General features: G+C 66.6%; 16 protein-coding genes. 3 read left to right on the top strand and 13 right to left on the bottom strand.

Translation table 11 applies throughout. The features are described from left to right. The first annotated feature begins 255 nt into the window (after positions 1-255). Positions 256-576: a hypothetical protein gene (locus JAO75_RS17725; protein ID WP_199050471.1), complete on the top strand. Its 321-nt coding sequence runs from the start codon at positions 256-258 to the stop codon at positions 574-576. A 73-nt stretch (positions 577-649) separates the two neighbouring features. On the opposite strand, the gene JAO75_RS17720 is transcribed toward JAO75_RS17725, so the two are convergent. Continuing rightward, entirely contained in the window at positions 650-955 is a 306-nt protein-coding gene (locus JAO75_RS17720) for a hypothetical protein (RefSeq protein ID WP_199050470.1), read from the bottom strand. Between the two features lie 371 nt (positions 956-1,326). Between JAO75_RS17720 and JAO75_RS17715 the strand changes: the two genes are divergently transcribed. Then, complete coding sequence (locus JAO75_RS17715) at positions 1,327-2,040, top strand: hypothetical protein (protein ID WP_199050469.1); 714 nt, start codon at positions 1,327-1,329, stop codon at positions 2,038-2,040. Positions 2,041-2,209: 169 nt separating this feature from the next. Here JAO75_RS17715 and JAO75_RS17710 read toward each other — a convergent pair whose 3' ends face one another. Beyond that, the gene (locus JAO75_RS17710) at positions 2,210-2,407 is read right to left on the bottom strand and encodes a hypothetical protein (RefSeq protein WP_199050468.1); all 198 of its coding nucleotides are present in this window, start codon (positions 2,405-2,407) and stop codon (positions 2,210-2,212) included. Positions 2,408-2,439: 32 nt separating this feature from the next. Continuing rightward, positions 2,440-3,012, bottom strand: a complete 573-nt coding sequence (locus tag JAO75_RS17705; RefSeq protein ID WP_199050467.1) for a PRC-barrel domain-containing protein — start codon at positions 3,010-3,012, stop codon at positions 2,440-2,442. 225 nt (positions 3,013-3,237) lie between these two features. Between JAO75_RS17705 and JAO75_RS17700 the strand changes: the two genes are divergently transcribed. Then, positions 3,238-3,504, top strand: coding sequence for a hypothetical protein (locus JAO75_RS17700; protein ID WP_199050466.1), 267 nt, complete (start codon positions 3,238-3,240; stop codon positions 3,502-3,504). Between the two features lie 268 nt (positions 3,505-3,772). Here JAO75_RS17700 and JAO75_RS17695 read toward each other — a convergent pair whose 3' ends face one another. From JAO75_RS17695 to JAO75_RS17650, 10 genes are all read right to left on the bottom strand, one after another. Further along, entirely contained in the window at positions 3,773-4,162 is a 390-nt protein-coding gene (locus JAO75_RS17695) for a YbaN family protein (protein WP_425523201.1), read from the bottom strand. A gap of 143 nt (positions 4,163-4,305) precedes the next feature. Continuing rightward, positions 4,306-5,598: an amidase gene (locus JAO75_RS17690; protein ID WP_199050465.1), complete on the bottom strand. Its 1,293-nt coding sequence runs from the start codon at positions 5,596-5,598 to the stop codon at positions 4,306-4,308. Between the two features lie 107 nt (positions 5,599-5,705). Further along, positions 5,706-7,853: a sensor histidine kinase gene (locus tag JAO75_RS17685; protein WP_199050464.1), complete on the bottom strand. Its 2,148-nt coding sequence runs from the start codon at positions 7,851-7,853 to the stop codon at positions 5,706-5,708. A 3-nt stretch (positions 7,854-7,856) separates the two neighbouring features. Then, positions 7,857-8,906, bottom strand: a complete 1,050-nt coding sequence (locus tag JAO75_RS17680; RefSeq protein ID WP_199050463.1) for a sensor histidine kinase — start codon at positions 8,904-8,906, stop codon at positions 7,857-7,859. Between the two features lie 8 nt (positions 8,907-8,914). Next, complete coding sequence (locus JAO75_RS17675; protein ID WP_199050462.1) at positions 8,915-9,364, bottom strand: response regulator; 450 nt, start codon at positions 9,362-9,364, stop codon at positions 8,915-8,917. Then, complete coding sequence (locus JAO75_RS17670) at positions 9,365-11,614, bottom strand: ATP-binding protein (protein ID WP_199050461.1); 2,250 nt, start codon at positions 11,612-11,614, stop codon at positions 9,365-9,367. Next, a complete protein-coding gene (locus tag JAO75_RS17665) occupies positions 11,611-12,177 on the bottom strand; it encodes a biliverdin-producing heme oxygenase (RefSeq protein WP_199050460.1) in 567 nt (188 codons plus the stop codon). The genes JAO75_RS17670 and JAO75_RS17665 overlap by 4 nt, the downstream gene beginning before the upstream one ends. Beyond that, positions 12,174-12,929, bottom strand: coding sequence for an ABC transporter permease (locus JAO75_RS17660; protein ID WP_199050459.1), 756 nt, complete (start codon positions 12,927-12,929; stop codon positions 12,174-12,176). Before JAO75_RS17660 ends, JAO75_RS17665 begins: the two co-directional genes overlap by 4 nt. After that, positions 12,926-13,864: an ABC transporter ATP-binding protein gene (locus JAO75_RS17655; protein WP_199050458.1), complete on the bottom strand. Its 939-nt coding sequence runs from the start codon at positions 13,862-13,864 to the stop codon at positions 12,926-12,928. Before JAO75_RS17655 ends, JAO75_RS17660 begins: the two co-directional genes overlap by 4 nt. Further along, positions 13,851-15,026, bottom strand: coding sequence for an ABC transporter permease (locus JAO75_RS17650; RefSeq protein WP_199050518.1), 1,176 nt, complete (start codon positions 15,024-15,026; stop codon positions 13,851-13,853). Before JAO75_RS17650 ends, JAO75_RS17655 begins: the two co-directional genes overlap by 14 nt. Positions 15,027-15,103 lie beyond the last annotated feature (77 nt).

The raw sequence follows: 15,103 nt of genomic DNA, 5'->3' as shown, positions 1-15,103 counted from the left end.
ATCGCGATATTGCTGTCGTACAACGGTGCCGTGTGCGCTCGCCGCTAGTGCGGTCGTCAGCGGTTGGGACTGTTCAGGAAGCTGACACCCACCACCGTCGCACAAACCACCCTAAATGGCATCCAGCTGGCATGGCGGTAAAAAGCGTGCCGTTTTGCCCAGATTCAAGGCGTTTACCTTGTGTCTTAAGGCTTTGGCGATACTGTGTTGCTATGAGTTCTTCTGGGTCAAAGATCCAGATCAAAGGACATAACAATGGCTCTGACGGGGCGTTTTAATCTCAGGAAATCTTTTTCCGGACGGATCATTTTACAGGTTGAGGAAGAAGTGGAGAGCACATGGGGGCTCTTCTCACACAAGCGCAAGTTCCGCAGGCGCTGGAGGGATGCGAAGTCGATGGATCTGCCGGCGACGGAATTGCGTTCGCTGATGGATCTGCGCAACCGACCGCAGTTCATGCAGGCCTTCGAGCCGACACAAGTGGTGCGTCCATCGGGCCATAAGGCAGACCCGATCACGGCAGCAGTCGCCGGTTCCGCCGTACCGGGCGAAGGGAATCCGGCGACGGCGCACTGACGAACTATCTGCTCATCCTAGCATCCTTGCATCGGTCCCGCGGGAGCGCGGGGCCGACTTGGCGCATGCCCGCTTACGCCCCGCGGCTCTCGAGATACACACGGGCCGACTTGAGGGCGGCCTCGCATTGAGGGGCGTTGCCGAGGATGGTTTCGGGGGCGGTCTGGCCGGTCCAGACGTTCAGGGCCGTGCTCACGACCCAGAGGGGCTCGGCCATGGCCCGTTCGGCCAGCCCCGGCAGGGAGGCCTCGGCGCAGGTTCTCACATCCGCGATGACCGCCTGGGGCGCCCGAGCCTGAGCGAGGCGCTCGCTGATCTCCGCCTGGAGCGGATCGACGATGAGCAGACCGACGAGGGAAGCCAGGAATTCTTGAAGCATGATCATCTCTGTGCCGGCGGCCGGATCGGTAACGATCCGACATCACGCAGGCGCCACCGCTTCCTGCGTCAGAGGGGCCCGGATCAGGGGTCTGCTCGAAACGTAAGCATTGAACCCCACCATTCAAGATTGGGCTGATGCGAACGATGCTGCATTCCTCCGTCTGCTGCGCCTCCGTGAGAGCAGGAACAGGACCTCGATAGGTCCATCTTCAGGATAGATGTCTTTAAATACTCATTGCTGAGACCGAAATCCGGCAGCATTGCCGCGTTCATCTCGTTCCACCGCGGGAGCCTCAAAGTTGCCGCGATTGCCCCGGCATGAGCGAAGCCGGACACATCAAGTGATTTGCGGAGCGAACCGTCGGCATCATGAGTTCTTCGCCACAATCCCGAAACGACTTTGCCTTTCCCTGGTCCGCCGACGACCAATCGCGTCATGAACTCATCGAGAAGCTCGAACAGGTCTACAGGCTCTGCCATCTGCGCTGGCGGATCGCGCAGCAATACGGCGAGGCGGCCCGTCCGGTGCTTCGGCGGATCGGCAGGACGCTCGATCAGACGGCGCTCGCCACCGCGCTGATCGTGCTGCCGAGGGTTCTCGCCGAGTGGGACAGGCTGCGCCCTGCCCTGATCGCGAATGCCCGGACCCTGCTTCCCTTCGTTCCGCTGGTGAAGAGTGCGGAGCACGAGGCCCTCGAGCAGGATCCCGTCTGGCATCTCCTGGGAGAGTTCAAGACGCTCGCGCCCGACCAGCAGGACAAGGCCGCCAGGAATCTGGCGCTCCTGTGGGGGCACTTCGAGGACACGTTCGGGGGCTTGAGCGGCTTTCTCGCGGAGCCGCAGACCGAGCAGGCGCTCTATCTCGACAAGCTCGACACGGCTTCCCGTCGCATGAGGCTCGCCCGAGGATCGGATGTGGCCTTTCATTATGTCACGGTCGAAGTGATGCGGCTTTACGTGGTCTGCCTGCAGACGCGGCGCTCCGACCGGGCTGCCCTCTCGCTCGCAACCTGCGCGGCCACCCTGATCAATCGCGGGCGCATGATGACACCGGCGATCACGCACCAGCCCGCCGCGGCCTAGAGCATCGTGCCGTGAGTTGCGCATCGTCGATGCCCGATATGAGCCGGCATGACAAAGAAGAGGCCTGAGCGGAGAACCGTCAGGCCGCAAGTTGCCAGAGGAAACGAAGGGATTCAGGAGAAGAACGGCCTCGCCTCGAAACCGGTTCCCGGCAGCCTGCGCATGCCCATCAACGGGGCGCAGCCTCGATGTCGTTCTGCTCGACCACGCGTTCGATCATCTCCGTCTCGCTCTTGATGCAATAGAGCGGCACGCCGCCTGCCGTCAGCGGCAACAGACGCAGGATCCTGAAGACATCGTGCGGAAGCGCGCGGCAGGCGGGGCGCGGCCTGACGATTTCACCGACGTCGAATGTATGCGCAATCATGGCGATCCTCCATCACATGACGAGCGGCGGCCTCAGATCGGCCCTCGCGGAACATCGTGCCAGTAATCCCGCATCTCCTGCTCGCGCCTGCGGTCGGGCCAGACGGTGTCGTCGCCGTAGAAGGCCGGCGCTCCCTGCACCTGCGCCTCGGTCACGTCCGTGCGGTAGCCTTCGAGTTCCCGGTCGTAGGAGAGCTTGTCCCACGGGATCGTGTGGTGATGGACGCCCAGCCCGAAGAAGCCCCCGAAGGTCACGTCGACGTAGAGCACGCGGCCGCTCACCTTCTCGATCAGCAGGCGCTTGATCGTGCCGATCTGCGTTCCGCGCGGGTCGTAGACGACGGTTCCTTCCACGCGGTCGCTTTCGATCACCGGGCGGGACGAGGCCGCGCGGTTGACGGGGCCCCAGAGATAGAACCCGTTCTCCAGGATTCCGGCCGCCACGACGGCGCGGCTGATGCCGAGGTTCCATTCCTCATCGGGACCGATCTGCCGCGTGAGGACCCACGGCCCCAAATCGGCCGGCAAGGCATCGCCGGCGGAACTCTCGGCAAATCCGCGAAGACCGGGATCCGTCTTGGACTGGAACACGTAATAGGTTCGCATGAGCGCCTCCCCTGCAGCAGGATCGATCGCAGCGCCCCCTTCAACCCATGAGCGGCCCTGAGGCCTGCCCGTGCCGCAAGTGTAGACCTCAACGGCCCCATGGCAAACAGGGAACATCATGTCGCAAGGCGGCGGCTTGCATCGTTGGAAGAAAGATCGTTCGATGGTAAGCTCGAACTTGAGCGAAACGGTCCTCTCATTGCAGGGAAGGAACAGGTGGCGGACTTGGCGATATCCTTGCTGGTCGTTCTTGCGGGCGCCGTCGGAATGCTCCTCCTGCTTGTGACCTGGTTCGGCAGCAGAAGCATCACGCCGGAGATCGAGGACGATCTCGACCCGATCCTGGGGCCCAAGGATCCCACGGCCATCTACGAGTCGCACGGCCCCTTCATTCCCATGCCGGCGCATCTGAAGACGAGCGACCAGATGGTCGATTGGATGACCAAGGAACTGCCGAAGCTGACGGCGGAGATCGCCAACCCGCGGACCTGAACGGCCCGCGCGAACACCCGGCGAGGTTTTTTAAGGAAACATCAGGGCCGATGTCACGATGCTGGCTCCGTAAGCCATGGCGATCAGAAGCGGCGCGACCATTGCGGCCGAGGCAAGCAGGAAAACCGACAGGCTGAGACTGCGCACGACATCCCTCCTCGTTCAGACATCAGCAGCCTAACGCGAACCATGTCCGCAGCATGGCGCAACCTTGGCCAAACGTGACAAGAGAGAGCCCGAGACACGAGAAGTCTCCGATCCGATCGTCTCAGGCGTCGGGGAGCCGGCTCTCCGCCCCGTCGCGGGGCGCCGGACGTGTGGCGATGTAGAGCGCCACGCTTCCCATGACGACGGCGAGAACGACCGGCAGGGCGGCGATCTCCGTCAGCCACAGGACGAGACCGTAGGAGACGGCCAGCATGGCCAGGGCATAGATCTTGGCGCGCCGCGGAATGGCCTTCTGGTCGCGCCATGCGGTCAGCAGCGGCCCGAAGCGGGGATGGCTGTAGAGCCGCTCGGCCAGGGCCGGATTCGACCGGGCGAAGAACCAGACGGCCAGGAGAACGAAGGGCGTCGTCGGCAGGACGGGCAGAAAGATCCCGATCACCCCGAGAGCAAGGCTGCCATATCCCAGACAGAGATAGAGTTGGCGCATCATGCGGATCGGGTTCTCCAGATCTTGCCGACAGGTTCCAGGGCTTGCCGACTGGATCCAACGCCTGTTGGCACGATCGGTGCCGGCGGCCCTCGATCTACGCGATCTTTCTCGATCCGCACAGGCCTGACGTCCGTGCGCCCGGGTCAGCCTGCCAGGGCGCGTTCCACCCCGGCTGCGATCTCCAGCAGCCGGCGATCCTGCCCGTGGCGCGCCACCAGCATGAAGCCCACCGGGCGCTCGCAGCCGGCCACGGGCAGCGAGATGGCCGTGAGGTCGAACTGGTTGCAGAACATCGGATTGCGCAGGATGTGCCAGTCCGTCTTGTTGTAGAGCCTGTCGTCCGCCTCGAGCGGCGCGATGAGGGGCGCGGTGATCGCCGTCGTGGGCAGCGCCAGCACGTCGACGGAAGACAGCCGCTCGTCCATGGCTGCGGCCAGGGCCGCACGCTGGCGGATCATGCGGATATAGACCGGCGACGGCACGGTGCCGCTGCGGGCGATGGACCACCGCACGCGCGGATCGATATCCGCCGCTTTCGTCTCCAGCCAGTCCGCGTGAACCTCGGAGGCTTCGATGGAAGCGATCGAGGCCGCGGCGGTGGTCTCCGCCATGGCCGTGAGCAGATCCTCGATGCCGTGGTCGGCAATGGCCGCTCCGGCCCGCGACAGGCGGCCCAGGACCGCCTCGAAGGCCTGCTCCACCATGGGCTCCGTGTCCGAGAACAGGCGCCCGCGCGGAATGCCGATCCGCAGCCCTGCCAGGGAGCGGGAATTCACTGTCCAAGGCTCATCGCCGGCCATGACGGCGTCCGTGACGGCGCAGTCCTGAACCGACAATGCGAGCGGCCCGATGGAATCGAGGCTGGGCGAGAGCGGGAACGCTCCATCCAACGGAACGCGATGCGCGGTCGGCTTGAAACCGACCACGCCGTTGAGCGCCGCCGGAATGCGCACCGACCCGCCCGTGTCGCTGCCGATGGAGATCTCGCTCGTGCCTTCCGCCACGGTGACCCCGGCGCCCGAGGACGAGCCGCCCGGAATGCGCAAGGGGTCGGCCGCATTCCCCGGCGTGCCGTAATGCGGGTTGAGCCCGAGCCCCGAATAGGCGAACTCCACCATGTTGGTCTTACCCAGGATGACGGCACCGGCCTGGCGCAGGCGTCGCACGATAACGGCATCCCCGGTCGCCGGAGGATTGTCCCGCAGGGCGATGGAGCCCGCGAGCGTGGTCTCTCCCGCCACGTCGAACAGATCCTTGATCGACACGATCCTTCCATCGAGCGGGCCTAAGGAAACGCCCGCACGCTGTCTTGCATCGGCCGCGTCGGCAGCCGCGCGAGCCGCCTCCCGGTAGAGACGCACGAACACCCGCTCGTCGGCGGCCCGCGCGTCGAGACGCTCCAGGATGGTTTCGAGCTTGTCGCGAATGGTCGTCATGGAAGCACCGGGTGAAAGGCGGGGCTGTCCAGCTTAGAGCATCATGCGCAAAAGTGGACCCGGTTTTCGCTCAGGCGAACCTCCGGTGCACAGCGGACGATGCCGCCTCAGGACGCGTAGCGCTGTCGGGTGTCGTCGGCCTCGTCGCCGTCGGCGACCATGGTGTCGATCGGGAAGGTGATCACGCAGCGGACGCCCGATGGGGCGAAATCGAGCTTGATCTCGCCCCCGAGCTGCTGCGCCAGGCCGCGCTGGATGAGCTTGGTTCCGAAACCCTGGCGCTCCGGCGTCTTTACAATCGGACCGCCGCTTTCCACCCACTCGACCAGCAGGGTGGGCGGAGCAGTGCCGGACGTGACGGCCCACATCACATGAACCTTTCCATTCGGGACCGAGAGGCTGCCGTACTTGACGGCGTTCGTCGCCATCTCGTGGATGGCGAGGCCCAAGGCCAGCACGGCGCCCGGCTGGAGGTTGATCCTCGGCCCCCGCAGGCGAATGCGCTGACGCATGCCGTCCTGGTAGGGATCGAGCTCGTTCTTCAGCACGTCCTCCAGAAGTGCGCCCTGCCAATGGGTGGTGGTCAGGAGATCGTGGGTTTTGGCGAGCCCGTGCAGGCGATCCATGAAGGCGTTCCAGGCGGCCGGATCCGTGTTCTGGGCCGAACGGCGGGTGAGCGAGGCCACCGACTGAACGGTCGCCAGCGTGTTCTTCACGCGGTGATTCAGCTCGCGCAGCAGAAGCCCCTGCCGTTCGTCGGCGAGCTTGCGCTCCGTGATCTCCTGCGAGACGCCGACCATGGACAACTGGCCGTTTGCTCCAACCCGCGTGCGACCGCTGACACGGATCCAGTGCTCGCTCCCGTCGGGCCAGATCGCGCGATATTCCACATGAAGATCCGTGTTGGTCGCAACGGCCTGCGCCACGGCCTCGGCCTGCATGGCGCGGTCGTCGGGATGGATGGATTCGATCAGGTCCGCATAAGTGAACGGCTCGTCGCGGCCACGGCCGAAATTGGCCCGGCAGGTGGCGGAGGTGACGAAGGAGCCCGTCTCCGGGGTGAACTCCCAGGAGCCGAAATACCCGGCATTGAGCGCCAGGCGCAGGCGGGCCTCGCTTTCGGCCATCTGCGCGAGAACATCCTCCCGGTCGCGCTCGTGCCTGCGGATGTCGGAGGAGGCTTCTGCCAGCGCCGTCCTGATCGTGTCGAACTCCAGAACCTGCGTGGTGCCGGGTCCGGCGACCTCCTCCCGGCGTCCGAGCGCCTGGGCGGCGGCAACGAGCTGATCGACCGGCCTGGCGATGGCGCGAGCCAGAAGAGCCGCCAGGATAAGGCCGCCGAATGCAACTCCGGCGAGGATCATGAGCCAGAAGAGCGAGCGCTGGATCGACTGCGCCAGCTCAGAGGTCGGGATGCTGATGACGAAGGACCAGCCATAGGCCGGCGACTGGCTGAAATAGGTGCGGACCGCGATGCCGTCGAGCGTCACGCTCTGGACGATCCCTTCAGGTTTCGAGGCGAGGGCCTCCTGAATGTTGGGGCTCGCCGGCTCGCCGACGAACCGCTCCGGCGCGCGGGACCGGGCGACGATGCGCCGGCTGCGGTCGAGCACGGCGGCGTTCCAGCCATCGACGATCCTCTGATCGCGGATGATGCCCTGGAACACGTCGGGGCTCAGGGCGAGCGACAGGATATAGGCCACCCTCTCGTCGAGGATGACCGGGACGTCGATGGTGATCAGGCGCTGTCCGGTCAGAGAGCCCGCGTAGAGATTCGACACATGGGGCTCGCGGGTTTCCCGAACCTGCCGGAGAACGTCCAGCCGGTTGCTGTCCGGCAGGCGGACGCCGTAGGGCACGCGGGTGTTGAACAAGGTCCGGCCGTCCGGCTCGAACAGGGCGATCCAGGAAGGATCCGCGAGGCGGACGTCCTGCACCCGTCTATAGAAGGCTTCGTAGTCGCCGCTGGCAAGGGTCGGCGACTGGGACAGGACCCGCATCGCCAGCACCGACTTGTCGATCTCCCGATCCAGCAGCAGGCTCAAGGCGCGGGCGGTTTCCTGCATGCGCTGATCGATGGCCTGCTGCTCGGCCTTGTAGCCCGAGTAGAAGCCTCCTGCCGCCACCAGGATAATCGGCAGCGAGATGGCGAGCACCAGCCCCCACAGGACCTGCCGCAGCGATACCCTGGCTCTTCCGGGGAGATCCCCGGCCGTGTTTGCAGCGCTCGTTCCAGGCTTGGATTCCCGCACCATCGGCTAGCTCACGTCCTGCGCCGGCATGGTGACGCGCACGAGGGTCGCCGGCTCGTCCGGCGGCCACTCCACCCGGGCGTCGAGCTGGCGCGAGAGAGCCTTCAGGACCGTGCCGGACGCGCTGTTCTGCGCCGTCTCCTTCTCCTGCGGGCTGAAGGCGTCATCCGAGAGCTGGAACAGCAGAATCCCGTCCCTGATGCGCAGGGTGAGCTTCAGCTTGCCGTGGCGCTCCCTGTAGGCATGGGTGAGGGCGTTGACGACGATCTCGTTGAACAGGAGCGCGATGGGCGCCGCCTTGGCGGCCTCCACCTCCACGTTCTCGACCTCGAATTCTGGCACGATCCTCACGTCGGAAAGCCCCGACGTGAGCTCCTGGCAGAGCCCCTTGGCGAAGCTGGACGCATCGAAGCGCGCGGAGCCCTTGCCGTCGTAGAGATCCCGGTGCGCCGCAGCGAGCGCCTGCAGCCGCTCCCTCATGCGCCCCAGCACCTCCCGCACCGGCCCCCCCTCGGCCTGGCGGATCTCGATGCCGATCAGGGACAGGAGGAGCTGGAGGTTGTTCTTCACCCGGTGGTCGAGCTCGTGCAGAAGCGCCGTCTGCTGCTCGAGCAGCGTCTGGAGGGCGTCCTGCGCGTGGCGCTTTTCCGTCCGTTCGTGGGCCTCCGCAAGCGCCCGCAGAACGGTGCCCGGAAGCCGGTCGAGGCTGTGCTTGAGCACGTAGTCCGTGGCGCCGCGCTTGAGCGCTTCGACCGCCACCTCCTCGCCGAGCGCACCCGACACGAACACGAAGGGGGTGCCGGGAGCCCGCGCCTGCGCGATCTCGAGCGCGCTCAAGCCGTCGAAGGCGGGAAGCCTGTAATCGGCCAGGATGATGTCCCAGCGCCCCTCCTGCACCGCCCGGGTGAAATCCGCCGCGGTGTCGACGCGCTCCATCGCGGCGGCGAGGTCGGCGGAGGCCAGGGCTTCCGTCACCAGCTCAGCATCGAGCACGCTGTCCTCCAGGAGGAGGATGCGCAGCATCGGGCCGGACGGGGGACGGGCCTGCAGGCTCATCGGTCGCGTTACTCTCCGTTGCGCCGCGGCGGCGGTTCGTTGAGGATGGCCCAGAACACGCCAAGGTCCTGGATCGCGTCGAAGAACTCGCGGAAGCCCACCGGCTTCACCACGAAGGCGTTCACCCCGAGCTCGTAGCTGCGCACGAGGTCGCTTTCCTCCCGCGAGGAGGTGAGCATCACCACCGGCGTCTGCCTGAGATGCGGATCGGACTTCACCTTCTCCAGCACCTCCAGCCCGTCGACCTTCGGCAGCTTGAGGTCGAGCAGGACCACGGCGGGGTCGCTGGTGTTGCGGCTCTCGTGCGGGCCGCGGCGATAGAGAAAGTCGAGCGCCTCCGCGCCGTCGCGGACCACGACGACTTCGTTGGCGAGCTGGCTCTGATCGAGAGCCGCCAGGGTCAGTTCGAGATCCTTCGGGTTGTCCTCAACCAGCAGGATCGGTTTCAGTTCCGGCATTCACGCCGCTCCTTCAGTCATGGTGTGATCCGGCAGGGCAATGGAGAAGGTCGCGCCCTTGTTGAGCGCGCCTTCGGCCCAGGCCCGTCCGCCATGTCTTTCGACGATGCGGCGCACGTTGGCCAGCCCGATGCCGGTTCCCTCGAAATCCTCCATCCGGTGCAGCCGCTGGAAGACGCCGAAGAGCTTGTCGATGTACTTCATATCGAATCCGACGCCGTTGTCCCGCACGAAAAACACCGTCTCCCCATCGTTGCGCGTGGAGCCGATCTCGATGCGGGCCCTCTCCCGGGGGCGGGTGTATTTGACGGCATTGTCGAGAAGGTTCTCGAACACCAGGCGGATCAGCACCGGATCCGCCGTCACCTCGGGCAGGTCGCCGACCACCCACTCGATCCGGCGCTCGCCCGTATGAACGGAAAGCTGCTGCCGGATCTCGTCGATCAGGAGATCCATGTCGATCCGCCGGGGCTTGAGGGCCGTGCGGCCCATCTGCGAAAACCGCAGCAAGTTGTCCACTAGGGTTCCGGCCGTGTAGGCCGACTCGATGATGGTGTCGATGTAGCGCTTGCCCTTGTCGGACAGGTCGTTCCATTCCTGCTTCTTCAGCAGCTCGGAAAAGCCCACGATGTGCCGGAACGGGGCGCGCAGATCGTGCGAGACCGAGTAGGAGAAGGCCTCCAGCTCCTTGTTGGAGCGGCGCAGCTCGTCGGAGATCGCCGCCAGCTCCTCGGCCCGGCGCAGCACGATGCCCACGATGGCGTTGCGCAGCTCCCCCACCGCCTCGATCTCGCTCCGGTCCCAGGGCAGCGACCGCTCGCGCACGGTCTCCTTCCAGATCTCGAAGGAGCGGCGGGGGTGGAGCCGCGAGGTGCCGGCCTCCTCCTGCACGGGCTTCTGCGGGTTGCCTCCCCATTTGACGGTCTGCACCACCTCGGGGCGGAACCACAGCACGTAGCTCGAATGCGCCTTCGAGATCGAGATCGACAGGACGCCGCCGGCCCGGTCCGCATAGGCGCCCGCGGCCGGATAGACCTGGGACAGGCGGTCGGTGGCGAAGACATCCTCCTGGGTGTGCTGCGAGAGCCAGGTGAACAGGGCCCTGACCGCGTCCTCGCCGGGGGTCTGGCCCATGAGCCAGCAATGGTCCGGCGTGATCACGGCCGCGCCCTGCGCTCCGGCGAGCAGCAGGAGGTCGTCCGGGTGGTTCACGAGGCCGGCGATGAAATGATCCTCCGCCGCCATGTGGGCGAGAAGCCGCGTCTGCACGGCGCCGAGGCGCACCCGGTTTTCGGCGAGCGTCGTGTTCTCCCGCGCCTCGAGCTGGAGCGAGAAGATCTGGGTGAGGAAGTCGCAGGCGTTGCGCACCTGGAGCGAAACCCGCTTCGGCTCCTTGTTGTGGCAGGAGATCAGGCCCCACAGCCTTCCGTCGCGCAGGATCGAGATCGACATGGAGGCGAGCGTGCCCATGTTGCGCATGTATTCGAGATGCACCGGCGAGACGCTGCGCAGCACCGAGTCGCTCAGGTCGAGCGGCTCAGGGTTCCGCGACTGGATCGGGACGGGCGTGTAGTTGGCATCCGAGATGATGCGCAGGCGGTTGCGCCGATAGAGCTCCCGCGCCTGGGCCGGAATGTCGGAGGCCGGGAAGCGCAGGTCGAGATAGGACGGCAGGACCTCGTTGCGGTCCTCGGCGATGACGGTGCCGTTCCAGTGCTCGTCGAAGCGATAGACCAGCACCCGGTCGAACCCGGTCATGCGGCGCACGTCCTGCGCGGCGAGACCGCACAGGACGTCGACGCTGGAGGCGCCCTGCAGCTGCTCCACGAAACGGCGCAGGGTGGGATAGAGCGAATCGAGGCTCGACAAGGCCCCCAGGGGCGTTTCCTCGAGTTCAAGGACGGCGCATTCGCCCGAACGGGAGATCACGGCCTCGTAGGCGCGCAGACCCCCTGCAGTTTGAACCTCGATCGTGCGCAGGGTGCGCGTGGTTCCGGCCTGGGGCGGATCGGCGAGCGGCGCCTCGAACTCCCGGCTGAGATTCGGCAGGATGTCGGCGAAAGGCCGGCCCAGGGCGCCCGCGGGATCGAGCCCGAAGATCTCGGCGATGTTGGCGCTGGCATAGGCCAGCGTCCGGTCGGAAAGCCGCACCGCCAGCAGGATCCCGTGCGGCTGGATGCTGCCCGGGATGTGGATCGGTTCCCTGTCGCAGGCGGTGAGATCGATATCTTGCGGCGTCTGCAGGGTCATGGGGTCTCGCACAGCCAATCATGCATCACATCGAAGGTCTTCTGCGCGGACTCGACGATCACGTCGTCGGCCTCCGGCGAGGACGCTTCCAGAAGCACCGCGCCGAACAGCTTCCACATGGCCGCAATATCACGTCCGTAACTGCGGAAATAGGCGCAGCCCGTCTCCGCGTCGAGTCCGAGCCGGCGCTCCACATCGCGCGCGATGACGGCGCCGCCGAGCGTGGATCCCTCGACCACATACATGCTCCCCAGCACCGCCTCCGGCACCGGGAGCGGCATCAGAGGCCGGCATTGTGGCAAACGGATGATGTCTTCCGATTTTAGTCCTAGGGCCTCGAGATCCCTGGCCAGAAGCTGCGTCTTGCGACGCCGCTCGAAGAAGCTTCGGTCGGGCGCTTGGCCGGCAGCCGTCTCCTCCCAGGCCCTGTGGAACCCGTAGAAGCGGACCAGCAGATCCCGGTAGCCCTCACGCGAGGCGATCCGGCGGTCGAGATCCATCGCCGCCTCGATGCGGTCGTGCGCCGCCCGGGTCTCCGTCTTGAGTCGCGCCAGGATCGTCATGCCAACCCGCCCATGGGACGACCCAGCCGCCTGGCGGCCACCCGCTCGGCCAGTCCGAGCCCGTCGTTGATCAAGATTGCCAGCAAAGCAACCACCAGCCCGCCTTGGAGAATGAACGCGACGTTGTTGGATTGTAGGCCCGCGATGATGACCTCGCCCAATCCCTTGGCCGCCACGGTGGAGCCGATGGTGGCGGTCCCGAGGCTGATGATGACCGACAGGCGGATGCCGGCGAGCATCACCGGCAGGGCGAGCGGCAGCTCCACCTGCCACAGGCGCTGGCGGGCGTTCATGCCCATGCCCTTGGCGGCCTCGAGCGTTCTGGGGGACACCTCCGACAGACCAGCCAGCGTGTTCTCGAAGATCGGCAGGAGGCCGTAGAGAAACAGCGCGATGAAGGTAGGCTTGTCCCCGAAGCCCACGAGCGGCACGGCGATGGCCAGCACGGCGATGGGCGGGAAGGTCTGGCCGATATTCACGAGGCTGCGCGAGAGCGGCAGGAACTCGCGCCCCGCAGGCCGGGTGACGAAGATGCCGAGCGCGACCGCCAGGATGGTGCTGGCGAGGGTCGCCAGGGCCACGATGCGCAGATGCGACAGGGTGAGGGCCAGCAGGCTGCCCTGGTTGTAGATCGCCGGCGCGTCGTTTGCGGTCAGCGGCGCGAACGCGAAGGCGAAGAGCTGCGGCGCCGTCACGAAGACGAGGAGCAGGAGCAGCGCCGCGACGCGCAGGATGACGGCCCGCGTGCTCATGACAGGGACCGCCCGTGCGCTAGAATGCCCTCGACGCTGATGCGCCCGACGGGAGCCCCCGACGCGTCGGCCACGGGAAGCGTTGTCCTGCCGCGCCAGATCAGCTGCGCCAGCGCCTCGCGCAGGCTGGCCGTGGGGAGCAAGGGCTCCCCGTCGGCAGGCCCGGGCTCCATGGCATCCCGCACCGTCACGAAGGACAGGAGGCGGAACGGCCGCTCCGCCGTTCCCACGAGCTGCTCGACGAAGGGCTCCGCCGGATGGGTCAGCAGGTCGGCCGGCGTGGCATATTGCAGGAGGCGCGCCTGGTCCATGACGGCGATGCGGCTGCCCAGATGGAAGGCCTCGTTCATGTCGTGGGTGACGAGCACGATGGTGGTGCCGAGCCGGCGCTGGATCGCCAGCAGATCGTCCTGCGCCTTGCCGCGGATGACGGGATCGAGCGACCCGAAGGGCTCGTCCATCAGCAGGAGCGCGGGCTTTGCGGCAAGCGCACGCGCCACGCCCACGCGCTGCTGCTGGCCGCCGGACAATTGATGCGGAAACTTCCGCGCGAACTCGCTCGCGTCGAGCTGGAACAGGTCGAGCAGTTCCTCGACCCGTGCCGCGATGCGCCGCCTGTCCCAGCCGAGCAGGCGCGGCACCGTGGCGATGTTCTCCGCGACCGTGCGATGCGGGAACAGCCCGTAGCCCTGGATGACGTAGCCGATGCGATGGCGCAGCTCGTCCTCCGGGATCGTCGCCGTGTCCTGCCCGTCGATGAGGACGCGGCCCTCATCGGGCACCACGAGCCGGTTGATCATGCGCAGCAGGGTCGACTTGCCAGCCCCCGAGGTGCCGACCACGACCGCGATCTCCCCCTCGTCGACCGTGAAGGACACGTCGTCGACGACCGCGGTCTCGCCGTAGCGCTTGCTGAGATGCTCAATCTCGATCATGCGCGCCCCGTCGTGTCAGGTCGATGATCGCATCGAGGATGATGGCGGCGGCGAAGGACAGAGCCACCGTCGGAAGGGCTCCGAGCAGCACCAGGTCGGTCGCTGTCTGGCCGATGCCCTGGAACACGAAGGTGCCGAAGCCCCCTCCCCCGATCAGCGCAGCCACCGTGGCGAGCCCGATATTCTGCACCAGCACGATGCGGATGCCCGCGAGAATGACGGGAAAAGCGAGGGGCAGCTCGATCTGCACGAGGCGCTGGCGCCGCGACAGGCCCATGCCGCGCGCCGCCTCGGTCACGTCGGCCGGCACTTGGGCCAGACCCGCCATCGTGTTGGCCACCACCGGCAGCAGGGAATAGAGGAACAGCGCGATGAAGGCGGGCGCCGCGCCGATGCCGCGGATGCCGAGCGCAGCGGCGAGCGGCACGTTGGCCGCGAGATAGCCGAGAGGCGCAATCAGGATGCCGAAGAGCGCGATGCTCGGGATCGTCTGCACGACGCCGAGCCCCTGCAGGATGGACGACCGCAGGGCGGGAACGCGGTGGCTGATCATGCCGAGCGGCAATCCGGCGAGGCAGGCGGCGAGCATCGATCCGAAGGCGAGCCACAAGTGCTGGCGCGCCTCGCGCCAGAAGCTCTCGGCCCGGTTGGCATATTCCTTCATCAGGGAGAGATCGCCCCAGGCGCCCGACAACAGCAGCAGCGCCAGCGCCCCCGCGGCGAGGCTCAAGGCCGCGAGCCTCCCCCAGGGCCCGAGGCGCAGGCGCGTCAGCGCATCGGCGGCGAGCAGCGCGAGGGCCAGGGCGAGAAGCCAGAAGCCGATGGCGGGCGACACGCGGGCGAAGGTGTTGCCCGCGGGCGTCACGAAGCCCGCCGAGAACCCGACCGCGGGAAAGATGGTCACAAGCCCCAGGCAGGCGGCCGCCAGCCGCACGAGCGGCCTTTGCGCCAGCACCGCGCAGAGCGCGACGCCGAGCACCACGGCGATGACGGCGACCGCGCCCGCCGGCGGCAGCGCATCGACGAGCAGGCGCCCCTCGCCCGAGACAATGCGGTTGGCCCGGTACGTCACGAAGGGGCTGGCGAACAGCGCGACGCCGATGAGCACAGCGATCACGCTCCCGAGCCGGTCCAGGTGCAGGGCGGGGCGCAGGGTGAGCATGCCGGGCGCGGTGGTTCGAGAGGAGATCGTATTCACAAAGCGTCCGGCCCTGGTCGTGCAGTTCTTACTTCGAGTCC

This window comes from Microvirga splendida (genome assembly GCF_016427565.1).
GTDB classification, from domain to species: domain Bacteria; phylum Pseudomonadota; class Alphaproteobacteria; order Rhizobiales; family Beijerinckiaceae; genus Microvirga; species Microvirga splendida.
This window is presented reverse-complemented; position numbering and strand designations above follow the sequence as displayed.